The sequence below is a fragment of the Edwardsiella sp. A.80236 genome (assembly GCF_044540725.1).
Taxonomy (GTDB): Bacteria; Pseudomonadota; Gammaproteobacteria; order Enterobacterales; family Enterobacteriaceae; genus Edwardsiella; species Edwardsiella tarda.
This window is the reverse complement of record NZ_JBIUCY010000001.1, coordinates 180075-203866: the sequence shown is the minus strand read 5'-3', so window position 1 is coordinate 203866 and position 23792 is coordinate 180075. Positions and strand designations below refer to the sequence as shown.

20 protein-coding genes are annotated in these 23792 nt (G+C 59.8%); 14 read left to right on the top strand and 6 right to left on the bottom strand.

Annotated elements, in window-relative coordinates:
* Window positions 1-33 precede the first annotated feature (33 nt).
* Entirely contained in the window at window positions 34-252 is a 219-nt protein-coding gene (gene infA / locus ACEQFP_RS00885; protein ID WP_002211347.1) for a translation initiation factor IF-1, read from the top strand.
* A gap of 149 nt (window positions 253-401) precedes the next feature.
* Here the strand turns inward: infA and clpA are convergent, their stop codons facing one another.
* On the bottom strand, window positions 402-2696 hold the full coding sequence (clpA, locus tag ACEQFP_RS00880) for an ATP-dependent Clp protease ATP-binding subunit ClpA (protein ID WP_005296938.1): 2295 nt from the start codon (window positions 2694-2696) through the stop codon (window positions 402-404).
* A gap of 27 nt (window positions 2697-2723) precedes the next feature.
* The gene (gene clpS, locus ACEQFP_RS00875; RefSeq protein ID WP_005287629.1) at window positions 2724-3044 is read right to left on the bottom strand and encodes an ATP-dependent Clp protease adapter ClpS; all 321 of its coding nucleotides are present in this window, start codon (window positions 3042-3044) and stop codon (window positions 2724-2726) included.
* A gap of 439 nt (window positions 3045-3483) precedes the next feature.
* Between clpS and cspD the strand changes: the two genes are divergently transcribed.
* Together cspD and ACEQFP_RS00865 are read left to right on the top strand one after the other, a co-directional pair.
* On the top strand, window positions 3484-3705 hold the full coding sequence (gene cspD, locus ACEQFP_RS00870) for a cold shock domain-containing protein CspD (RefSeq protein WP_005287631.1): 222 nt from the start codon (window positions 3484-3486) through the stop codon (window positions 3703-3705).
* A gap of 164 nt (window positions 3706-3869) precedes the next feature.
* Window positions 3870-4835 (top strand): VirK/YbjX family protein, encoded by a 966-nt coding sequence (locus ACEQFP_RS00865; RefSeq protein ID WP_005296933.1) that lies wholly within the window; start codon window positions 3870-3872, stop codon window positions 4833-4835.
* On the opposite strand, the gene ACEQFP_RS00860 is transcribed toward ACEQFP_RS00865, so the two are convergent.
* Complete coding sequence (locus ACEQFP_RS00860; protein ID WP_005287635.1) at window positions 4832-5503, bottom strand: A24 family peptidase; 672 nt, start codon at window positions 5501-5503, stop codon at window positions 4832-4834. The two genes, ACEQFP_RS00865 and ACEQFP_RS00860, sit on opposite strands and share 4 nt — an antisense overlap.
* Before the next feature lie 18 nt (window positions 5504-5521).
* Window positions 5522-7192 carry an ATP-dependent endonuclease gene (locus ACEQFP_RS00855; protein WP_005287638.1) on the bottom strand — a complete coding sequence of 557 codons (1671 nt, stop codon included), beginning with the start codon at window positions 7190-7192 and terminating at the stop codon, window positions 5522-5524.
* A gap of 224 nt (window positions 7193-7416) precedes the next feature.
* On the opposite strand from ACEQFP_RS00855, the gene ACEQFP_RS00850 reads away from it, so the two are divergent.
* The 4 genes from ACEQFP_RS00850 to ACEQFP_RS00835 all read left to right on the top strand — a co-directional run bounded on the left by ACEQFP_RS00850 (window position 7417) and on the right by ACEQFP_RS00835 (window position 12224).
* On the top strand, window positions 7417-8316 hold the full coding sequence (locus tag ACEQFP_RS00850; RefSeq protein ID WP_005287641.1) for a lysine exporter LysO family protein: 900 nt from the start codon (window positions 7417-7419) through the stop codon (window positions 8314-8316).
* Window positions 8317-8495: 179 nt separating this feature from the next.
* Window positions 8496-10151, top strand: coding sequence for a hydroxylamine reductase (gene hcp / locus ACEQFP_RS00845; protein WP_370547341.1), 1656 nt, complete (start codon window positions 8496-8498; stop codon window positions 10149-10151).
* 60 nt (window positions 10152-10211) lie between these two features.
* Window positions 10212-11210, top strand: a complete 999-nt coding sequence (hcr, locus tag ACEQFP_RS00840; RefSeq protein ID WP_370547340.1) for an NADH oxidoreductase — start codon at window positions 10212-10214, stop codon at window positions 11208-11210.
* Between the two features lie 396 nt (window positions 11211-11606).
* Entirely contained in the window at window positions 11607-12224 is a 618-nt protein-coding gene (locus ACEQFP_RS00835) for a type 1 fimbrial protein (RefSeq protein WP_370547339.1), read from the top strand.
* Window positions 12225-12368: 144 nt separating this feature from the next.
* Here the strand turns inward: ACEQFP_RS00835 and ACEQFP_RS00830 are convergent, their stop codons facing one another.
* Both ACEQFP_RS00830 and ACEQFP_RS00825 read right to left on the bottom strand, forming a co-directional pair.
* Entirely contained in the window at window positions 12369-12902 is a 534-nt protein-coding gene (locus tag ACEQFP_RS00830) for a TQO small subunit DoxD (protein WP_242934594.1), read from the bottom strand.
* 2 nt (window positions 12903-12904) lie between these two features.
* Window positions 12905-13204, bottom strand: coding sequence for a hypothetical protein (locus ACEQFP_RS00825; protein ID WP_005296915.1), 300 nt, complete (start codon window positions 13202-13204; stop codon window positions 12905-12907).
* A gap of 697 nt (window positions 13205-13901) precedes the next feature.
* Here ACEQFP_RS00825 and ACEQFP_RS00820 point away from each other — a divergent pair.
* The 7 genes from ACEQFP_RS00820 to ACEQFP_RS00790 all read left to right on the top strand — a co-directional run bounded on the left by ACEQFP_RS00820 (window position 13902) and on the right by ACEQFP_RS00790 (window position 22499).
* Complete coding sequence (locus tag ACEQFP_RS00820) at window positions 13902-14555, top strand: type-1 fimbrial protein, a chain (RefSeq protein WP_370547338.1); 654 nt, start codon at window positions 13902-13904, stop codon at window positions 14553-14555.
* A 333-nt stretch (window positions 14556-14888) separates the two neighbouring features.
* On the top strand, window positions 14889-15584 hold the full coding sequence (locus ACEQFP_RS00815) for a hypothetical protein (RefSeq protein ID WP_370547337.1): 696 nt from the start codon (window positions 14889-14891) through the stop codon (window positions 15582-15584).
* Between the two features lie 41 nt (window positions 15585-15625).
* A complete protein-coding gene (locus ACEQFP_RS00810) occupies window positions 15626-16378 on the top strand; it encodes a molecular chaperone (RefSeq protein ID WP_370547336.1) in 753 nt (250 codons plus the stop codon).
* Between the two features lie 61 nt (window positions 16379-16439).
* On the top strand, window positions 16440-18872 hold the full coding sequence (locus ACEQFP_RS00805; protein ID WP_370547335.1) for a fimbria/pilus outer membrane usher protein: 2433 nt from the start codon (window positions 16440-16442) through the stop codon (window positions 18870-18872).
* Between the two features lie 12 nt (window positions 18873-18884).
* A complete protein-coding gene (locus ACEQFP_RS00800) occupies window positions 18885-19784 on the top strand; it encodes a fimbrial protein (protein ID WP_005287679.1) in 900 nt (299 codons plus the stop codon).
* Between the two features lie 111 nt (window positions 19785-19895).
* Entirely contained in the window at window positions 19896-20948 is a 1053-nt protein-coding gene (gene ltaE / locus ACEQFP_RS00795; protein WP_005287681.1) for a low-specificity L-threonine aldolase, read from the top strand.
* A 21-nt stretch (window positions 20949-20969) separates the two neighbouring features.
* Window positions 20970-22499: a DUF2867 domain-containing protein gene (locus tag ACEQFP_RS00790; RefSeq protein WP_035598117.1), complete on the top strand. Its 1530-nt coding sequence runs from the start codon at window positions 20970-20972 to the stop codon at window positions 22497-22499.
* Window positions 22500-23792 lie beyond the last annotated feature (1293 nt).

The window sequence follows — 23792 nt, the reverse complement described above, 5'->3', positions numbered from 1 at the left end:
TAAAAACTGTGGTATTCATACCTAGAGGATTCGATGGCCAAAGAAGACAATATTGAAATGCAGGGTACCGTTCTGGATACGTTGCCCAACACGATGTTCCGCGTAGAACTGGAAAACGGACACGTCGTTACCGCTCACATCTCCGGTAAAATGCGTAAGAACTACATCCGCATCCTGACGGGCGACAAAGTCACTGTAGAGCTGACCCCGTACGACCTGAGCAAAGGCCGCATTGTCTTCCGTAGCCGCTGATAGGCTTTTTCCCGTGCCGCGGGCGCTAGCATACCCGGCAGCATGATTCTGACCGGCAGCGGCAAGAGGGGCTTCCGGGTCGGAATAGACTTCCGACCATAAAAAAGAGCGCCTGATGGCGCTCTTTCTTTACCTCGCCCACGCGGGGGTTATGGCATGGCATCCTCGGCCTTACGCTGCTGGGTGCTGCGGAACTGATAACTCAGGTTCCCCTCACCGCTCACCACATCCACGCTGACGGAGCCACCGTTGACCAGCGAGCCGAACAACAGTTCGTTCGCCAGCGGTTTCTTCAGGTTTTCCTGGATCACTCGCGCCATCGGCCGTGCACCCATCGCCCGATCGTAACCCCGCTCCGCCAACCAATTCCGTGCGGCGTCGCTCACCTCCAGTGACACCCCCTTACCGTCCAACTGCGCCTGCAACTCGACGATAAACTTATCCACCACTTGGTGAATGATCTCGCTGGAGAGGTGATTAAACCAGATGATGCCATCCAGACGGTTGCGGAACTCCGGCGTGAAGACCCGCTTGATCTCCTCCATCGCGTCACTGCTATTGTCTTGCAGATTGAAGCCAATGGATTTGCGTTGGGTCTCCTGCACCCCGGCGTTGGTGGTCATCACCAGGATCACATTGCGGAAATCCGCCTTACGCCCGTTGTTATCGGTCAGGGTTCCGTTATCCATCACCTGCAACAACAGGTTAAAGACATCCGGATGCGCCTTCTCGATCTCATCGAGCAGCAGCACGGCATGCGGACTCTTGATCACCGCATCCGTCAGCAGTCCCCCCTGATCGAAGCCGACGTAGCCCGGCGGGGCGCCGATCAGGCGGCTCACCGTATGGCGCTCCATATACTCCGACATGTCGAAACGCAGCAGCGGAATGTCCAGCGCGCGTGCCAACTGCACCGTCACCTCGGTCTTACCGACCCCGGTCGGCCCGGCGAACAGGAACGATCCCACCGGGCGATGATCCTGATTTAGCCCGGCACGACTCATCTTGATCGCCTCGGTCAAAGCGCTGATGGCCTTATCCTGGCCGAAGACCAGCATCCGTAGACGCTCGCCCAGATTCTTCAACACGTCGCGGTCGCTGGCGGAGACGGTCTTCTCTGGAATGCGCGCAATACGCGCGACCACCGCCTCGATATCTGCCACGTTAATGGTCTTCTTCCGCCGACTGGCTGGCATCAACCGGCTACGCGCGCCCGCCTCGTCGATCACGTCAATGGCCTTGTCCGGCAGATGGCGATCGTTGATATATTTGACCGACAGATCGACCGCCGCCCGCAGCGCCTTGGCGGTGTAGCGTACGTCGTGATGCGCCTCATACTTGGCCTTCAACCCGTTGAGGATCTGCACCGTCTCGTCGGCGCTCGGCTCGCTGATATCGATCTTTTGGAAGCGACGCGCCAAGGCGCGATCCTTCTCGAAAATATTGCTGAATTCCTGGTAGGTGGTCGAACCGATGACGCGGATACGCCCACCGGAGAGCAGCGGCTTGATCAGATTGGCCGCATCCACCTGGCCCCCGGAGGCGGCGCCCGCCCCGATGATGGTATGGATCTCATCGATAAACAGGATGCTGTTGCTGTCCTGCTCCAACTGTTTCAGCAACGCCTTAAAACGTTTCTCAAAATCGCCACGATACTTGGTACCGGCCAGCAGCGAGCCGATATCCAGCGAGTAGAGGGTACAGTCGGCCATCACCTCCGGCACCTCGCCCTGTACGATGCGCCAGGCCAGCCCTTCGGCGATGGCGGTCTTCCCGACCCCGGACTCCCCAACCAGTAGCGGGTTATTCTTGCGCCGACGGCACAAGACTTGGATGGTGCGCTCCAACTCACGATCGCGCCCAATCAGCGGATCGATGCCGCCGACACGCGCCAGCTGATTCAGGTTGGTGGTGAAGTTCTCCATCCGCTCTTCACCGCCGGGCACCGCGTTGCCCTCTTCCCCGCTGGCGCCATCGCTGCTCCCACCGCCCGCCTCGGGGCCGCCATCGTGTTTATGGGTACCATGGGAGATAAAGTTAACGATGTCCAACCGGCTGACATCATGCTTGCGCAATAGATAGGCCGCTTGGGATTCCTGCTCGCTGAAGATGGCCACCAACACGTTGGCGCCACTAACCTCATTGCGTCCAGAAGATTGCACATGGAACACCGCCCGCTGCAACACCCGCTGAAAACTCAGCGTCGGCTGGGTATCGCGCTCGGTGTCACCCTGGGGCAACTGCGGCGTCGTCTGTTCGATGAAGGTCTCCAGCTCTTGACGCAAGGCGACCAGATCCACCGCACAGGCCTCCAACGCCTCGCGCGCCGCCGGGTTGGACAACAACGCCAGCAGCAGATGTTCGACAGTCATAAACTCGTGTCGATGCTCGCGCGCTCTGGCGAACGCCATGTTGAGACTGAGTTCCAGTTCTTGGTTGAGCATGGGCATCTCCCTTCTTCAGTTACCCGGTCAGGCTTTTTCCAGCGTGCACAGCAGCGGATGGTCATTCTCGCGCGCATAGCGGTTGATCAACGCCACCTTGGTTTCCGCCACCTCAGCGGTAAACACGCCGCACACCGCCTTTCCCTTATAATGCACAGTCAGCATCAGCTGCGTTGCACGTTCGATGTCGTAGGTAAAGAATTTTTGCAATACCTCAATAACAAACTCCATCGGCGTATAGTCATCATTATTCAAGATGACGCTATACAGTGACGGCGGCTTCACCGCCTCGCGTGTCCGTTCATCGGCCAGGGGTTCAAGATTCAGCCAATCGTTCAAGTTTGCCATTTCAATCTGTTACCTATTTCCTTCCCCCGGCATCGCCGGTCATCATTCATTACTGAGCGATATCACAACTCTCTATAAGATTACCAGCCCGCCGTGCGTTCTGGCCGCTTAATAGGATAAAAAAAATGCAACGGTGCGCAATTGCGTTAACCACCTCAAACTTTAACCAAAAGTTAGCGCGCTAAAAATAACCAATGCTTGACGCCGACAGGGGCATCAATAGAGTGTAGACAAGCGGTCGATGCATGGAATTCTCCGCCGCCTCACCGCCCGGTGACTCGCCCGTGGCATGGCTTGCCGCCGCCCGTAGGGTCTGTTCCTAAGCTGTTGCCGCCCCATCTGCGACAGGTTAAGAACCGATCTTGAATCAGTCTTATCTCATTAACCGTGATCGCTGCCACCCGCCGCGATCTGCCACCGTAACGAGGGATGTATAAGCATGGAGACGGGTACCGTAAAGTGGTTTAACAACGCCAAAGGCTTTGGCTTCATCTGTCCAGCCGGCGGCGGCGACGATATTTTTGCCCATTACACCTCGATTCAAATGGAGGGTTACCGCACGCTGAAGGCGGGTCAACGGGTACAGTTTGAGCTTCATATTGGGCCGAAAGGCAATCATGCCGACACCATTATCCCCCTTCCCAACGAGCCGCTCGCGTAATCGGCGCTCGCACTAGCCGGCTCTCCCGGCTGGTGCCCGCTTAACCTCAACCCCGGCTCAACCCGGCGGTTATCTCGCCAACAACCGTTTAGCATATTGTGCTACGGTTTAAACTCGCTCCGCGACAATGCTGACATCGTTCATCAGCCATGACAGGTCGCACCATGTCCACTCTTGAGATCGGCCACGCTCGCCGCCCCGCCCACCCCGGTTTCACGCTATTCGCCGCGCTGGCACAGGGGAAGTACCGCCCGTCTGGGCTGTGGCATAAGGCCAGCTTCCGCGCCAAATTTGCCCTGCGTACCCTGTTAATGCCCCGCGCCAGCGGACAACTGCTGACCATGCTGGCCAGCTTGGCGCAACGCGATGCCATCCTGAGCTGCCAGCCCCGTCTGCCTTGCCGCCTGCATCATCCCTATCTGAGTCGCCGTTTTTCCCGGCACCAGATCATCGCCGCCTTAAGCACACATTACCGCCTGATCGACCACTGGCTCAGCCACGCACAACGCCAGGCGCTGTATAGCGGCCAGTCGTTAACCCTGGCGCAGGTCTGCGGCAAGCAGGAGCAGAGTTACACCCTGCGCCTAGCGGTAAGGGAGCGCTTGGGCAAGGAGGGGGAACTCTCCCTCTCCCTGCACGATCAGCAGGATCATCTGCTCGCTGTCTGCACCTTCACTCTGCTCACGCATCATGGCGTGCCCACACTCTTCATCGGCGGGCTGCAAGGCTCCTCACCATCGCTGCCGCACAGCTACACGCAGGCGGCGACCAAGGCATGTCATGGGCTCTTTCCTAAGCGCCTGTTGGCCGAGGCACTGAGTGAGATCGCGCAACGGGCGCGGTGCCAGCAGATCCTGGCGGTCGGCAACGCCGATCATATTTACAGCCACTGGCGTTATCGGCGCAAGAAGCAGTCCCAAATGCTGGCCGACTACGATGGCTTCTGGCGCTCCCTCAACGGCGAGCCGAATGAGGAGGGCTACTTCAGCCTGCCCCTGACGCCCACGCGTAAGCCGGCGGAGAGCATTCCGAGTAAGAAGCGCGCCGAATACCGCCGCCGCTATCAGCTGCTCGATGCCCTACAGCAAGCGCTACGCGACCACCTCGACCAGGCGCCCAGCTCCGATTAACTCGCCGCGCTCAACAGCAGCGGCAAGCCTTGCCATAACCCAGCCAGTACCAGTGGCGGACCGAAGGGGGCGGGATACGGCACCAAGCCCCCTTGGCGCCAGGCACGCCAGGCGAAACCGGCCAAAGCCAGCAGGCAGGCCGCTAACAGCAGCGTCGGCAAGCGTGAGGCGCCGACCCAGGCGCCGAGTGCCGCCACTAACTTGGCATCGCCGCCGCCCAGCCCCTCTATGCCACGCCAGCACCAGAAGCCCCAGGCTACCAACCACAACAGCAGATAACCTACCGCCGCGCCGAACACCGCGTCGGGCAAGGCGGCGGGACGATAACTCGCCTGCCAGAGCAACCCGAGCCACAGCAACGCCAATGTCAGCCGATCGGGTAACAGCAGCGCGGCGCGATCGAGCAACGCCAATCCCAGCGTTAGGGTGCAGAAGCCCATCCCACACAGCCAGGGCGCGCCAGGTGGTAGGACGTTGGCCAGGATCAGGGCGATCGCCGCCAGGCCACACGACAACGCCGCAGGAGCGGGAAAGGGAGAGATATGGCGGTCATACCAACAGAGCGGGGGGAGTAATGGCGGCGGTAACGCGCACAATAGGCGATGCAACGGAAACCCGAGCGCCAAGCCGAGTAGTGCGGCTAACGCCAACTCCCCGTCTTGCACCATCGTCCCCTCCCCGCCGCGTTAATCCGCCTTGCCGCGCGCCAACCACAGCACACGCGAGAACATGTTCTTCAGCAGCAGCGGCACCTGGCTCACCCCCGCCTCCTCCGCTCGCGCCGCCACCAGGATCGCCAGATCGGGCTTGGAGGAACGGTGGATCGCCTTGATGATCACCTTACGCGCCGCCATCGGCGCCGAGGCCGGGATGCCCGCCATCTGGTGATACACCTCGGCAAAGCCCTCGTGATACATGAAATGCTCCATGTCCGGCGCTGGCAGCATGGTCAGGCGATCGCGCTCCGTCTCCTGCATGCCATCTAACAGGCCACGCACCGTGGCGGCGTATTTGCGCCCCGCCTCGTCGCCATCGACCAACACATGCCAGGCAATCCCCATGCGCCGGGCGAACTTGATCAAGGGACGCAGGCCACACTGGGCAAACTCGATCACCTTGATGCCCTCGGTGTCGAAGTGGTAGCCACACTGGCGCGCTAACTCGCTCAGTAGCCAGACTTCGGTCTCTCCCTCCACCAGCAGCCAGCAGCGGGCAAACAGCGACGAGGCGCGATTGAAACGGATATGAAAGGCGATGCGCCGGCTATCCTCGGGCGACATACCGCGCGGCCCGATGCGATAGGTCGCCACCCGCCCAGACTGACGCACCAGGCGGCACACCCGTTCGACCGGCATCAGCGCCAGCAGATCACCGGAGTTGGTGGTGGTCACCTTCTGCAAGGGCAGCAGGTTGAGCAGCCCCCAGGCGACCGACAGCATGATCGGATGCAGACGCGTCTCGGGATCCTCGATCAGCAGCAACGGGCGCGCATGATGATCGAGGATCACCGCCCCCTGCGCCTGCAACAGTGTCGAGAAGAGCCCCAACAGGATCAGCCGCATGTTGCGGCTACCCGACTCGGCGATCATCTGATTGATGTTTTCCAGGGAGCGCCAGGCCTGACGGCCATGGATGATCTCGTTGCGGTGACGCCGACGAGCACCGGCGGCGGTCTCATCGCCATTGGCGGCGAAGTAGTGCTCCAGCAACTGTTGCATGGCGCCCAACCCGGCACGTAATTCGCTGTTGCTGAGCTTCTGCGGATTGCACACCAGTTCGCGCGTCAGATCGGCTAACTGCTGTGCCAACTGCCCCTGGTCGGGGTGCTGGCGCCCCGCCAGCACGTTAGGATGCAGGCGGCGAATGAAGCGGGCGTCGCGCAGACGCAGTACCGGATGCAGGCGGATCAGCTCGCGCGCCAACAGGTCGACATGATGCAGCGCCAGCGCCTCCCCCTGTTCGTTGAGAAAGGAGCGCCAGGTACAGACCGTCCCATCGTCGCTCAGCTCGCCCTCCTGCCGGAAGTAGATGCGCTGTAGGCGATCCTCGCCCTGTTGCCAGAGTGGTGACAGGCGGTGATAACGGCGGGAGCGGGCGTGACCGCGCAGGCTTTCACAGAAGGTGAAGACGATCTGCAAATGATGCTCGCGCGCCGTCTCATCGCCCGGTGGAAAATAGAAATCGTGCGCCTCGAAACGATAGAGATCGTTTTGTGGCGATAGACAGAGCGTCAAGGCATCCAGCAGGCTCGACTTACCCCAGGCGTTCTCACCGATCAGCACGGTATTCTCATCTAGCGACAACGAGATACGATTGATCCCGCGAAACCCAACGACCTCAATGCGTTCCAGATACATGCCATCCCTCTCTCGCCGCTGCACACTCTTTGAGAATGCGGGCAAAGCGTAAACGGGTCAAGGTAAGGCCACGGTCGTTGCGCCATTTTGTGCTGCTTTTCTAAAAAGTACGCAGAGAAAAAAGCTAAAAACACCTTTTTATCACCCGCTAGGCTGCTGCAGCTTTACTCACCTCCCCCTTTTCAGTACGGTATTAGCTTTAAAATTTAACAAGTTAGGCTGTTATGTATTCTGGACTCCTGATCATTCTGGTGCCACTGCTGCTTGGCTACCTGCTGCCCCTGCATCACAAGACGCTGATCCGTTTCATTAACCGCATGCTGAGCTGGATGGTCTATCTGATCCTGTTCTTCATGGGGATCAGCCTGGCATTCCTCGACAACCTGGGCAGCAACCTGTGGCTGATCGCCAAGTATGCCTCGCTATTCTTCGTGCTGATCATCGGTGCCAACCTGCTGGCGCTGTGGCTACTGGAGAAACGTTATCCCTGGCGTGTCGCCCATCGCCAGGAGGCGCTGCCCTCGCGGCTGCACATGGCGCTGGAGTCGCTAAAGCTGTGCGGCGTGGTGGTCGGCGGCTTCCTATTGGGGCTGACACAATGGCCATGGTTGAGCAACGCGACCCACGCCAGCGAGTACGCGCTGATCTGGTTGCTGTTTCTGGTCGGCCTCCAGCTACGCAACAGCGGCATGTCACCGACACAGATCCTCCTTAACCGCCGTGGGATGATGATCGGCTGTGTGGTCTGCGTCAGCGCCTTGGCTGGCGGCGCCCTGGCCGCGGCGCTGCTGGGCCTACCGATTAAGACCGGCTTGGCCATCGCCTCCGCCTATGGCTGGTACTCCCTCTCCGGTATCATGCTGACCGAGGCCTTTGGCCCGGTGATCGGCAGTGCCGCCTTCTTCAACGACCTGGCGCGCGAGCTGTTCGCCATCATGATGATCCCGACGCTGATCCAACACCATCGCGGCAGTGCGTTAGGGCTATGCGGCGCCACCTCGATGGACTTTACCCTGCCCGTCTTGCAGCGCAGCGGTGGTCTCGAACTGGTCCCGGCCGCCATCGTCCACGGCTTTCTATTGAGCCTGTTGGCACCGGTGTTGATGGCGCTCTTCTCCTCCTGAGGCCCGAGGCGGCGCACCGCGCCGCCTCGACTCCACGTAAATACTTCCCATTCGCAAATTAATTTTGCGCTAAATCAAACAAAGTAGAAGTTGTATTAAAAACTCCTTTTTTGTTGCCCGCGTCCGCCTTACCCTCAAAAACAAGCATAATAAATGCAACTTTAAACAGAGGGTTCCCCATGTACTGTGTTCAATGTGAGCAAACCATCCGTACGCCGGCCGGTAACGGCTGCTCCTACGCCCAAGGGATGTGCGGCAAGAGCGCCGAAACCTCCGATCTGCAAGATCTGCTGGTCGCCGCGCTGCAAAGCCTCTCGGCCTGGGCGCTCGTCGCCCGCACGCTGGACATCCGCGATCACGCCATCGATAGCTTTGCGCCGCGCGCCTTCTTCTCCACCCTGACCAACGTCAACTTCGACTCTGCACGCATCATCGGCTACGCCCGTGACGCCCTGGCGATGCGTGACAGCCTGCGCGCCGCCTGCCTGGCCAAGACACCAGGCACGCAGTGCGACCATCCACTGGCCGATCTGCGCCTGGCAGGCGACGATATCGCCACCCTCCGCCAGCAGGCGGCCGCCTTCGCCCTGAATAGCGACCGCGCCGAGATCGGCGATGACATCCATGGTCTACGCATGCTAAACCTGTACGGCCTGAAAGGCGCCGCTGCCTACCTGGAACATGCCCATGTTCTCGGCCAGCACAGCGAGGCGATCTACGCCGACTACCACCACTATATGGCCTGGCTCGGCACCCAGCCGCGCGACATGGAAACCCTACTCAACAACGCCATGGGTATCGGCAAGATGAACTTCGCCATCATGGCGATGCTGGATAAGGGCTCGACCGACGCCTACGGCGATCCGACGCCGACGCAGGTCAACGTGCGACCGGTCGCCGGCAAGTGCATCCTGATCTCCGGCCACGATCTGAAAGATCTCCAGATGCTGCTGGAACAGACCGATGGCCTCGGCATCAACGTTTACACCCACGGTGAGATGCTGCCGGCTCACGGCTACCCTGAGTTGCGTAAGTATCGCCATCTGGTCGGTAACTACGGCAGCGGCTGGCAGAATCAACAACAAGAGTTCGCCCGTTTCCCCGGCCCGATCCTGATGACCTCCAACTGCATCATCGATCCCAACGTCGGCAACTACAGCGATCGCATCTGGACGCGCAGCATCGTCGGTTGGCCGGGCGTTCGTCACCTGGAAGGGGATGACTTCAGCCAGGTGATCGCTCAGGCTCAGGTGTGTGACGGCTTCCCCTACAGTGAGATTGAGCAGTGGATCACCGTCGGCTTTGGCCGCGCCACCCTACTCAACGCGGCGGATAGCGTGATCGACCTGGTCGCCCAGAAGAAGCTGCGCCACGTATTCCTGCTCGGCGGGTGCGACGGCAGCCGCGACGAGCGCAGCTACTACACCGACTTCGCCCGAGCCATCCCACAAGACTGCCTGATCATGACCCTGGCCTGCGGCAAGTACCGTTTCAATAAGCTGGAGTTCGGCACCCTGGAGGGGCTACCGCGCCTGCTGGACGTCGGCCAGTGCAACGACGCCTACGGCGCCATCATGTTGGCGGTCAAGCTGGCCGAGAAGTTGGGTTGCGGCGTTAACGATCTGCCGCTGAGCCTGGTGCTCTCCTGGTTCGAACAGAAGGCCATCGTCATCCTGCTGACCCTGCTGTCGCTGGGCGTAAAAAATATCTATACCGGGCCGACCGCGCCGGCATTCCTGACGGAGAACCTCCTGGCGATCCTCAACCAGCAGTTCGGCATGCGCGGCATCAGCAGTGTCGAGGCCGATCTCGACGCACTCCTCAACCAGGCTTAATCCTTACGCCGCCCCGGCCCCGCGCCAGGGGCGGCCTTAGTACTGCGAGAATTCACCATCATGACTATGCCCACTCCGCAATGTCCGCATCGGATGCAGGTCCATTCACTACGCCAAGAAACCCCCGACGTCTGGACCTTGAACCTCATCTGCCCCGACTTTTACCCGTACCAGCCGGGGCAATATGCCCTGGTCAGCATCGGCGGTGACGCCGAGACGCTGCGCGCCTATACCCTCTCCTCCACGCCGGGCCTTAGCCCCTTCATCACCCTCACGGTACGGCGCATTACCGGCGGCATCGGCTCTGGCTGGCTCACCCACCAGGTAAAACCCGGCGACTACCTGTGGCTCTCCCCGGCTCAGGGGGAATTCACCTGCCCGCAACCGGGGGCCGACGCCTACCTGATGCTGGCCGCCGGCTGTGGGGTGACGCCGATCATCGCCATGACTCGCTGGCTCTTGGTACACCGCCCGGCCAGCGATATCGCGGTGATCTACGCGGTACGTAGTCCGCGCGATATCATCTTTGCCGAGGAGTGGCACCGTCTGGCCGCCGCCCATCCTCGCCTACAACTGATCCTGCTGGCCGAAGACGACGCCAGCGGCGCGATCCTGGCGGGTCGCCTGAATCAGGCGGTACTGGGCCAGGTCGCCGACTTAGCCGCCCGCACGGTGATGATTTGCGGCCCGGCGCCCTACATGCGCCACGCGCAGACGCTGCTGAGCGAATTAAACGTCCCAGCGCAACAGATCCATCTGGAGCGCTTCCAACCGGAGGCGGCGAGCACCCCGCTCGGCGGCACGCTGCGCATCCTCTCCTGCTCACACCCCGGCGACTACCGCGCCGCCGTCGGCAGCACGCTACTCAGCGCGATGGAGCAAAACCGGCTACCGGTACAGGCGGCCTGCCGCGCCGGTGTCTGCGGCAGCTGTAAGACCCGCATCCTACGGGGCGACTATCAGGCCGGTAGCACCCAGACGCTGACCCCCGAGGAGATCGCTCAGGGCTACGTGCTGGCCTGTTGCTGCCAACTCAACGGGGACGTCGAGCTAGCCTAACCGAGCACGCAGGCCAGCATGTATCCCCTGCGCGCGGGCAAGGCGAGATCTATAAGGGGCACCGCGTCCCCCCGCGCCGCTATCCGCGCCCACTTGTGCCGGTCTCTCGCCATGCGCCTCCCCTACCGGGAGGCGCATAATACGGCGATGGACTCACCCACGTCGTATTTCCCCCTCTTCATTTCGCACTGGCTCTGAAAAAGAGGCCGTGACCTGCCTAGGTCGTGGCCGATGCCTCGCGACCATGTAATACTCACAAAATTAATATTATTAAGATCAATTCGCTTTAATTAGACGACAGCACCATAAGGCTGAATTCCGAGAACGGCTCATCGACGCACCTAATTTGTTACCGACTCTAATATCATGACAATAAAATATTATTTAGGATTATGTTTGACCCTCATCGTCTACGCATTGATGCCCGCTAGCGCCAGGGCAGCGCACGGTGAGGCGATCAGAAATGGCAACGGTAGCGTGACCCTCCATGGGGAGATCATGAATAATAGCTGCGGCCTCGTCGTGAATGATCCCACTATCGCGTTCACCCTCACCAGTCAACAACTACGGGATCTCAAAGGACTCCTTGTGCAAGAGATCCCCTTCAGCTTTACCCTACTGCATTGCCAAGATACCCCGGTACGCGTCGCCCTAAGCGGCGGACAACCCAGCGTTATCCGGGGAGAACCCTCGGGAGAGTTCAATGCCTTTGACCAGGTCCCCTTCCTTCATTACCAGATCGTCGCCGAGAGCACGGGCTCGCAGGGAACCTGGTATAAGTACTACCATGAAACGGCGACTAGCAAGGAGCACCTCGGTAGAATCTCCTATGGAAATCTAATTTTTCCGGCGTCTGTCTCCGAAAACGAAAAGCGTGGCTATGCGTTCAGCGCACACAGTGATACTGCAACAGTAAACTTTATCCTCAGAATCTCGCATCATAACCACCATAAATTAGAGACGACCCCACGTGAGCTGAACGCTCGTATTATCTATTATTTCTTTTACTACTAACGCGGGCGTATTAGCGCATCAATCCGCCACGTCAAATCCGCCTCCCCTATCCAGAGAGGCGTGAACCAATAAGCGTCCACACTGGGCGCTGAAAAAGAGGCCGCGGCCTGCCAAGCCGCGCGTATAGGGCTGAATGCCAGGCGATCAGGCGACAATGCGCAGCCACCTGGCCGAATAATGCGCCAGTAGCCACCCATCGATCCCATAGGCGCGTCCGGCACCGGTCAACATACAGAGGGCGCCAATCAACAACAGCAGCACATTCTGACCAATCGTATCCGCCCCATTCCCCGCGGCAGCAAGCAGGTTCATCAGCGAGGCCAATATCGCCACCAATCCACCGACCCGCGTAAATAACCCTAGGCACAGGCTTATCCCTGGAACCGCATAGGCCAGGAAAATAAAAAAGGCCCAAAACGCGGGATGCGTCGCGATATCCTGCGTGATAATGTCCCCGACCCAAGGATACATCGCCTTGGCCGCAAACCCGCCCGACCCGCCGATGCGCTCGACCAGACCACTGCCCGATAACCAGGCGAGCGAAGACTTAGCATCGGCACCGAAAAAGGCGCCATTAATCCAGTTCCACGAGCCCGCGATGCGCAATACGCTCAGCGCCAGCAATGCCGACATCGGATAAAATCCGGCATGCGTCCCACCATTATTTGTATCAGCCATCATTACCCCCAGATCACCTGATGAATGCCCGGTGCCGTGATCGATGCACAGAGGAAGACCAGCGACAGCAAGAGCAACGCGATATGTTTTGCCCGATATTCAACCGGGCTACTCTTCACCGTAATACCTGATAACACAAAGCAAAATAGCGATAAGGCGATCCCCAGCCAGGATGCGGTGCCAATGGCAAACCACGACAACATGTTCAAGAAAAACAGGAAATCGATAAACGCGCCACGCGGGGTTTTCGCCGATCCAACCCGCGCTGAGGGAGGGGGAGATAATCGGTCATGTTCACACATACTTTTTCCTTCGTTTTATTTAGTCACTCATCATTAATCTTTCCTTGCCTTGTTGCTCACGACACGCGTGCACACCCGGCTCCAGTCGGGCGCCCCAGTTGTATTCCAATTTATTGAGTCGAGAAATGATGTTTATTTTTATGCCTGGCGATAAGCCAGCGATGATTTGAGTATAGCCACCTTGTCGCCAGCCAAGGCCCAATAGCAACAATGACGGCCATTATGGCCGATATTAGTATAAATAGAGCCATTAATAGAATATAACGTATGTGAATGGTTATACCGCGTCATATTTGCCATCAGTAAGAAATGAGTGCAGTCGATTTATCTTAGTATTATCTAGCTGCTTTAATACTATTCATCGCCCTGCCATCACCTGAACCGCATCCACGCATTACGTCGGACAGAAATATATTTCAAAGCAATACCACCAATTTAAAACAGAAAAACCATTTATCATTAAGGCCTCGACCTCGACACTTTCTCTGAAAATTCAACCTGGCGATAGATCAAGAATGGCGTCTGACAGCAAAGGATGTAACAGTATAAATAATCTTATCTGAGATAATTGTCTTATATTATCGCATCCTAGTCGCGTACCGACGGAAACGGCAGAGCGCTAGGGTGATGATGTTTATCGATTAACTATTAATATGTTCAAGTGGGAGCTTATGGCAGATCAGCGGAATCATCGGGGGTGGGTGGGGGTCGGTGCGATTGCCCTGGCCATGGGATTAAGCGCTACGGCGGCGTGGGGGCGGTGCCATCCTCCGCCTCTAGCGTAGAGAGATCCCTGCTTTCCGGCATACCCGTACCCGGCGGTAGCGGCACCATCAATGTTACCGGCCATCTGATTAACAGCAGCTGCGCCGTCTCAGTCGATAAGAACAGCGCTGAGTTTACCCTCAGCCAGAGTCAGGTACAGACCGCGGTATTGAATGATGTATTAGCCACGCTCCCCTTCACCTTTACTCTCGCACAATGTGCCAATATGCCGGTTGTATTCATGTTAAAAATGTCAAACAGCCAGGATTACTCGTATTCTTTTGACAAAATCGATTCACTTATATATCGATTATTCTTATTTGCTAAAAATATCAATCAAGAACAATGGCAAGGTATCGAGAGATCGCAGACCAAATCGTTAGTAATAAACGAAAACGGTGGCATTCCCCTACGTAATTACAATACCGCCCAGAGAGCGGCGCTATTGTTTACCCCCCTCACAGAGATCGAACGATTTACTATCAATATGGTGATTGTTAAAACATTGGGTGAGCATAATTACACACCCATTTCTGATCTAGATGAGATTACCACTAGTTTTACCTATGAGTTCACCTATTTCTAAATTTAATATTATCTCTTCTAGAGAATGATGGCGAACAAAAAAATAGCGATCATAAAATTATAAATATGAAAGACAATAAACTAAGGTAATCGGCGGCGATAGAACATGCCCTGGAGTGCAATCGCTCTGAAAATAAGGGTAAGTCAGCCCTATAGGCTGGCTGATTAGCCCAGCTAACGGTATAAAATAAAACTACTTATTCCACGCGAGCGATCAATCCCTCCCGGTGCGCTCAACATCATCAGCGTGATGTTCGTTCCATCAGGAGTGATTATCGCCGCGGGTTGATTTATGGAATGAATAACGAATAAAACTATAGAGGATGGAGTAATAATGCGTAATTACTTGCAATGGGCTGGCCTGAGCCTGGCATTGATACTCGCCAGTCATCAGGCATGCGCCGCGGGGGGTACCATCACGAATGGCAGCGGTACCATCACCATCAACGGGTATATCATCAACAATACCTGTGATTTAGCCATCTCCGAAAATACGGGGGATTTCGTGATTAACCCCCGCGCCCTCACGGAGGCGAGCACCGATGAGGTTCTCGCCCGCTTGCCCTTCACCTTTACCCTGACGCATTGCCAAGGGACGCCGGTACAGATTGCCATCCAGGGGAAACCCTATCAGGGCGATGCCAGCCATAACGCCTTTGACGGCGACGACCGCGCGGGGATCTATTACCAGATCGTCACGCAACCCGATGCCGCCAGCGGTAGCTGGTACCGGCCCAACACGGCGAGTGACGGCGAGAAGAAGAGCCCCGTTGCAACCGGTGAGTCGATCGTGTTCCAGAACGGGGCGGCCCAATCGCAAGGGCCGATCTTCGAATCCAACGCCGAAACCGCCACCTTCGATATTTCGGTCAATATTCAGCGTAGCGCCCAAGCACTCAGCCCCACGCCCTCCGTCCGTGCGTTAATCGGCAGCACACCAGAAGGCGAGACGTCGCCAGAGGACGCGGAAACGTCAGCGGTTACCCCCGCACTGAGCGCCACCTTCACCTATAGCTTCACCTACTTCTAACCCATGTTCCCTGGCGCGGCGCGCCGGGGACGAGATGAGCCATGAATCGTCTGACAACAATCCTCATCATGAGCCTGGCGCTAAGTGGCGGGCCATCCGCCCTGGCCGCCGGCGGACTCTCCCTCGCCCAGACCCGAGTGGTCTACCCCGGTGATAAGAGCAGCATCGCGCTCGGCGTCAATAATAGCTCGCAGCATGATGTGTGGCTGCTGCGCGGCTGGGTGGCGGAGGCAGAAAGCCAGCAGAAGAGCTCGGCGTTTGTCGTCACCCCGCCCCTCTACCGGCTCGATGCCGGCAACGAGGTGCAGTTGCGCATCAACGCACTCAATACCGCTGCGCTGCCCGCCGACCGTGAGTCACTCTTCTACTTAAATGTCCTGGCGATCCCGCCGACGGCGGAGCCCACGCCGTCCAGCCAGGGCGATACGCACGGCAACGTAAGCTTCGCCATTAACACCCGCATCAAACTGTTCTACCGCCCGGCGGCCATCGTCGATAACCAGGCGGTGAAGGCCGCCTACAGCCAGATACGCGCCTACCCAGATCAGCGTGGCGTGACCCTACACAACCCGTCACCCTACTACCTCACGCTCAACGCGACCCAGATCGATCAACGCGAGGCACAGGGCAAGGGGCAAGACTTTATGCTGGCGCCTTATGGCGAGCTGACGATCGCCCATCGCGGTCAGGCCCGCGAGATCAGCTACCAGGTGATCGGCGACTATGGTGGACGCTCTACCCGCTATACCATCACCCCCCTTCCTTCGGCGGGTCGTTCGACGCATGCGGAGTAGACGAGTCCCTCGCGTTACACCCCAGCGGCGCCGATCGCCGGCCTGGCTGGGGCTGCTGATATTGGCGAGCGTTCCCGCCGACGCCAGCGAGACGCTACGCTTTAATCCACACTTTCTTACCCTGGCTGACGGTGAGGCGGCGCGCGAGACGGATCTCTCCTATTTCGCCGTCAAGGGCGGCCAGATGCCGGGCGACTACCGGGTTAGCGTCTGGATCAACGATCAACGCATCGAAGAGAGTACCCTGCACTTCGTCTCCGCCGAACAGCATCCCGGCTTACTCTCGCCCTGCCTCAGCGCCGAGCAGCTGTTGCGTTGGGGCATCGCCCTACCGCATCCTCCCGACGCCGACGTCCCCTGCCACGCCTTTCTGGCCGCGGGCGACAGTAACCTGCACGAAGCCGTCGACTTGAGCCAGATGGCGTATCGTCTCACCGTGCCGCAGGCCTATCTGCTGCACAGCGATTGGCTGCGCACCACACCGGAGCAGTGGCAGCAGGGCACGCCGGCGCTCCAGGCCAACTACAGCCTCAACGGCAGCAAACAGGGGCTACTGGTAGCGCACGCGCAGGGCGAACATACGCTGTTTCTCGGTACGGACGCGCTCGTCAATCTGGGCGGCTGGCGGCTGTATAACGCCAGCAACTACCGTTACGGCCAGGAGGGTGGGCGCTTCCAGGTGCTGCGCAGCTACCTGCAACACAGCTATGGTGCGGGCCAAGGGGGCGAGTTTACCCTGGGGGAGACGGCCACCAGCAGCGAGTTCTTCGACGCCTTTCCGTTTATCGGCGTCAAGCTGGAGTCGGACGACGGCATGCTCTGGCCCGCGCTCACCGAGTATGCCCCGCGCATTCGGGGCATCGCCGCCTCTCAGGCGCAGGTGACGGTGCGCCAGTCCGGACAGGTGATCTACCAGCAAAACGTGCCGCCTGGGCCGTTCGAGTTCAGCGATCTGGTGGCCTACAACGGGGGCGATCTGGAGGTGACTATCCGTGAGGCCGACGGCAGCGAACGTCGTTATACCCAGACCGCCGCCACGCTGCCGTTGCTCCAACGCAATGGACGGCTGAAGTACAGCCTGGCCAGCGGGCGCTACAATGGCTACCGGCAACGCCAGCAGCCGCTTTTCGCCAGTGCCAGTGCGGCCTACGGTCTGCCCTGGGAGAGTACGCTGTACGGCGGATTGCTGCTTAGCGGCCGCTATCGTTCGGCACAGCTCGGCGCGGGCAAATACGACGCCCTCCTCGGGGCGCTCGCCGTGGATGCCAGCTATGCCGAGAGCCAGCCGATGGATACCCGGCTCGGTGCGCCCCAGCGCCATACGGGTTACGCCTACCGCCTGGCCTACGCCCGTGGTTTTAACAGCGGCACCGCGCTTAATTTCTCCTGGTCCCACTACGCCAGCCAAGGGTTTTATACCCTGGCGGATAGCCTCGACGACACGCCCTTCTGGCACGACGCCGCCACGCTGCGGGTCAAGCGGCGCGTCTCGCTCCAGCTCTCCCAGTCGCTGGCCAGTCTGGGGCAGGTATCGCTCTCCGGCAGCCAGGAAGCCTATTGGCGGCAGGCGAGCGCGGGCAGCAGTTGGACGGCCTACTGGAGCAACAGCCTCGGTCCACTTAACGTCAACCTCGCCCTCAGCTACAGCGAAGCGCCGCGACAAGCCCACGACACGCTGATCTCCTTAGGCCTGTCGCTGCCGCTTGCCAACCTGCTCGGTGGCGCCCCGCTGAGCCTCGGCAACACCACCACGCGGCTCAACGGTCGCCTGTCGAATCAGACCAGCCTCTCCGGCAGCGCCGCCGACGGGCGGCTGAATTGGGGGCTGGCCAACAGCTGGAGCCAGGATGGGCAGTCACGTTCGCAGAGCGCCAACCTGATGTGGAGCGCCGGGCAGGGGCAACTGACCGCCAACTACAACCACTATCGCCACGGCGATATGCTCAGTTATGGCTTACTCGGCGGCTTCGCGCTACACCCCGGCGGCCTGACGCTCTCGCGGACCCTCTCGCTCAATGCCGGCACCGCCCTGATCGACGCCCAAGGCGTGGCCGGTGTGCCGGTGAAGAGCGGCGGCTCGCTACAGACCGACTTGCATGGTTATGCCCTGCTGCCCAACCTGACGCCTTACCAGATCAACAACGTCGCGCTGGACGTCAACCGCTTCCGCGACGACACCGAAGCGGGCGAGACGGATAAGCGCGTGCTCCCGGCTCGCGGCGCCCTGATCCCGCTGCGCTTTAACGTCAGCGCCGGCTATCGCGCCCTGATCACCCTGCGGCAACGGGGCCAAGCTCTGCCGTTGGGCGCGCAGGTACAGGTCACACATGCCAATGGCGTCATCCATGGTTTGGTGGGGGACGAAGGGCAGGTATACCTGTCTGGACTGCCGCCCCAGGGGCATATCGAGGCGCAGTGGAACAGTCACCCTCGTTGCCAGGCTGACTATCAGTTTAGCGGCACGGGCCCTGCAACAGCTCAGCCTAGAATGTGAGGAGAAACGCGGATGAATCGAGAGCGGATCGGCCTGTTATGCGGCACTGGCATCGGGTTGCTCTTTAGCCTGTGTGCCCTGGCGGAGCTACCCAGCTTGGTGCAGTTTGGCGGCGTGACGCCACGCTTTAGCCTGGCCCCCAACGAAACCCTGGCGGAACAGCGCCTCACCCTGCCCCTCACCTGTGCGCCAGCGTGCCAACACACCCGTCTGCGTTGGGAGCGCGTCGGCCTACCGATCCCCGGATCGCCAACGGCGCGGCACTACCGCTTCTTTAGCGCGTTGCCGGGCATCGGTATCGCATTGGACACCCGCGAGACCACCCCAGACGATCCCAATCTGACCCTCTCGCTGTTCGCCATCGGCACTCGCCATCAGACCGGGCGCCTCGACCCGACCCGCCCGCTGCTGCGCTGGTATCTCGAACCGTTGCACGGCGACAGTACGCAACCACTGCAAAGCGGCGCCATCTATGTCGCCGCCGAGATCCACGCCGGTACCTGCGCCCCACAGCAACGCGATCTGACGGTGCAGATGCCACCGGTCGACATCGCGCGCCTCAAGCGGCTCGAGGTCGGTGAACCCTTGACTCAGGGCGCAGAGAGCGTACAACTCGCCATTCGCTGTACTCCCGGCGTGGCCGAGGGGTTCACCCTCCACTTTCTTGGCCGACATCCCAACGATCTCCCCCAGCTACTCAGCGCCTCGCGCGGCGTCGGGTTTATCGTCACCTTGGCGGATCGACAGCCGGAGCAGGCGGTACGCTGGAGTGGGGAGGAGGGCTACGATGGTGCCATCCCCGACAGTGGTAGCGTCGATCTGCCGCTCCATCTCTACTACGCGCGCAGCGGTGAGCCACTCATTCCCGGCGATGTGAGCGCCCGCGGGATATTTCTACTCAGCTATCGCTAATCGGTGCACGCAATCGATCGCGTCGCCCCCTTGCTTTTCCTTTGGCAGCCCATCGGTCGGCATGATACAACAGAGTTTTCTCAATGGATTTAGCCGACCAAGGAGTGCCCGATGCTCGATCTACGTAGCGATACCGTAACCCGTCCCAGCGAGGCCATGCGCCTGGCTATGTCACGCGCCGACGTCGGCGATGACGTCTATGGCGACGATCCCAGCGTCAACCGCCTGGAGCAAGAGGCTGCCGAGCTCAGCGGCAAGCCAGCGGCGCTGTTTCTGCCCAGCGGTACGCAGGCCAACCTAGTGGCACTGCTGACCCATTGCCAGCGCGGTGACGAGTATATCGTCGGGCAGAAGGCCCATAACTACATGTATGAGGCGGGCGGCGCGGCGGTGTTGGGCAGCATTCAACCGCAACCTATCGATGCCGCCGAGGATGGTACCCTCCCCTTGTCGCAGGTGGCGAGCGTGATCAAGCCCGACGACATCCACTTCGCCCGTAGCCGCCTGTTGAGTCTGGAGAACACCCATAACGGTAAGGTGCTGCCGCTGGCGTATCTGGCGCAGGCCTGGGCATTCAGCCGCGAGAAGGGGCTGGCGTTGCATATCGACGGCGCGCGCATCATGAATGCGGCGGTAGCGCTGGAGGTGCCGCTGACCACCTTGACCCAATACTGCGACACCCTGACCCTCTGCCTCTCTAAGGGGTTGGGCGCACCGGTCGGATCGCTATTGTGCGCCGACGAGGCCTTCATTCGCCAGGCGCGGCGCTGGCGTAAGATGACCGGGGGTGCCATGCGCCAAGCCGGTATCCTGGCCGAGGCCGGGCGCTACGCCCTGCAGCACAACGTCGAACGCCTACGCGACGACCACGCTAACGCCGCCTGGCTGGCACAGGCCGTGCAGGAGTTAGGGCTGACGCTGCTGCCGCCCGGCGCCCAGACCAACATGCTGTTCGTGTGCATGCCCGCCGACGAGGCCGCCGCACTCGGCCCCTGGATGCAGCGCCACGGCATCCTGATCAGCGCGGCGGCCACCACCCGCCTGGTCACGCATCTGGATGTCAGCCGAACCGATCTAGAACGGTTGATCGCCCTGTGGCGCACCTTCCGTCAGGAATATCGCCCGACGAGCGGCGCGGCCCCGGCCCCAACCCCTTACGGCTAATCGATTCCCAGAGAGGTGTGCATGCGCGGATTGCGTATTCTGGTATTAGGCGCCAGCGGCTACATCGGCCAACATCTGATCCCCCAACTGTGTGCCCAGGGGCATCATGTGCGTGCCGCCGCGCGCCGTATTCGCTGGCTGCAAGAGCGTAACTGGCCCGGCGTCGAGTGTCAGTATGTCGATCTCTACCAGCCGCAGACCCTGACGGCGGCGTTAGATGGCATCGATCTGGTCTACTATCTGGTGCATGCCATGGGAGACGGCGATGACTTCGTGCGCGCCGAACTCCAGGCGGCGCAGAACTTCAGCCGGGCCTTGAGCATCTCACGCGTCCAGCAGGTGATCTTCCTCGGGGCATTGCAGCCGCCCGACGATCCTTCACGTCATCTGGCCGCACGGCGTGAGACCGGCGATATCTTACGCACCAGCGGCGTACCGGTCACCGAGGTTCGCTCGGGGATCGTCATCGGCCCCGGATCAGCTGCCTTCGAGGTGATGCGTGACATGGTCTATAACCTGGCGATCCTGACGCCGCCGCTCTGGGTGCGATCCAAAAGCGCGCCCATCGCGCTGGAGAACCTGTTGACCTACCTCTGCGCGCTGGCGGATCTGCCGGACGGCGACAACCGGGTGTTCGAGGTCGCAGGCCCCGAATACATCAGCTACCAGACCATGTTCGAGCGCTTTATCCGCGTCAGCGGCAAGCGGCGTTGGGTGATCCCGTTGCCGATCCCTACCCGCTTGATCTCGGTCTATTTCCTGCATCTGATCACCTCGGTGCCGACCAGTATCGCCCGCGCCCTGATCGAAGGGCTCAAGCACGATCTCCCGGCCGACGACCGGGCGATCGCCCACTTGATCCCGCAGACGCTGATCGGTTTCGATCAGGCGTTAACGGATACCCTGGCGCATGAGCAACAGGTGATCGACTCCGCCGATTGGGGCTACGACGCCCAGGCGCTGGCCCGCTGGCGGCCAGGCTACGGCTTCTACCCGAAACAGGCGGGGTGTCGCCTCACCACCCGCGCCTCACGCCAGGCGCTATGGCATGTGGTGCAGCAGATAGGCGGCGATCAGGGGTATTTCTTCGCCAACCTGCTGTGGCAGATCCGCGCCCGCCTGGATGATCTCACCGGTAATCGTGTCCATTATGGCCGCCCGGCACGCCCCACCCTGCAACTCGGCGACCAGATCGACGGTTGGAAGGTGATCACCCTGAAGGAAGAGCGCCAACTGACGCTGTTGTTCGGCATGAAGGCGCCTGGGCTCGGGCGCCTGACCTTTACCCTCGACGAGCATAACGGCTTACGCTCACTGGATGTCCGCGCCTGGTGGCACCCCGCAGGCTTCGCCGGGTTGCTGTATTGGTTTGCGATGATGCCAGCGCATCTGTTTATCTTCCGCGGCATGGCGCAACGCATCGCCGATCTGGCCGAGGCCTGGGACGATGCCCAGCCCACCAGCAGCCGCGATAGCCGCAGCACGGCGCTCGACGCCACGCCGAACACCCCCGAGGAGCCCAAGGGGACAAACGCCACACCCGGCGAGTAAACCTAGCGCTAACGGGTCGCCAACCGGGTCACCCACCCCGTTCACGCTTGCCATCGCCGGCGCGATGGCAGGCTCACCGGCTTGAGTCATCCACCCCATAAGCCAACGCGAGATCTAGCCAGGCGGCCAGCGACGAGGATATACATGGGACATATACGGCAGGACTATGCCTCACCCTACGCGCGCGGTTGCCACACTAGCGCAAGGGCAAACTCGCCTAACTGGCTGAGGGGCGAAAAAGTCTTGGTTTACACCTCGCGGTATTTTTATTCGCGCTTCGCTGTCCTGCCCGGCTCTGGCGCAATGATAAACGGCAGGAGAGGCATACCAGGTGGCGCTGTCGCCGGCGTAGCCTCCGGCATGAGGGGGAATTTGCGTCGAGCTATTTTGCGTTTCGATGCTAAAAAAATGGCCAACTATTTTGTATTACGTTGGCCATCGAGGCCCATCATCGCCCCGAGCATTGGCGCGAATCTGTGGCATTGTTTTCGCTGGCCAGCCAATTTTTACTTATTCTCCCTCTATGACGGCGCCATACTTATCATCTGCCTTTTCCTTTCCCCCGCGTCCACGCGCGCTACTCCATTCACTCTTGGCACCATTACGCCTTATCTAGGGCGGAAGCGATAGCTCAGTCTTGGTTTGCAATACAGTCGGCCCTTATTTAATAGGAACAACCCTTACACCATACGGAGTGATGCTCTGGCTATCTCGCATGCGCCTCGGCTTAGAGCCTACTTTATCGGCGCTATTATTAACCGAGACCTTATCACCAAGTTTAATAACGCAGTGACGCTTAAGGCGGGAGGCCCCCTGCCATTCATCGATGCGCTTAGCCGCCCGATATGTTTACGCTGCGCCCCCTATATTTCATGCTTATCTGTATTGGGCTTATTGTTACCAATGCCATAGCCATTACCATGGTTATCTTTCCTGCCAAAGCAGGGGCGGCATCACCGGCTTGGTCATATTTTTCGTGGCTGACGTTATTGGCCCTATTAAGCGTTCGACCTTGGCATTATCCCTATGCGACTTGACGCTGCTCCTCCCGCTCACGCTTATCAAACGTGCGGCCTACCATCAGAAAAGCCGGCCCTCCCTCCGCGCCGCTTCCCTCTTGCTAGACGAGCACAGAGGAGAGCGCGTGGCGCGATGTAACACCAATGGGGGCACCACCCGGCAGCCCGTCGCAACGCGCGGGTCGCCTCTCGAGCGGCCGCCTCGCGCAATCCCACCTTGCATGAGGTCATCGGTCGAATCGGATACGCCGAGTAACGAGGCACTCAGCGCGTA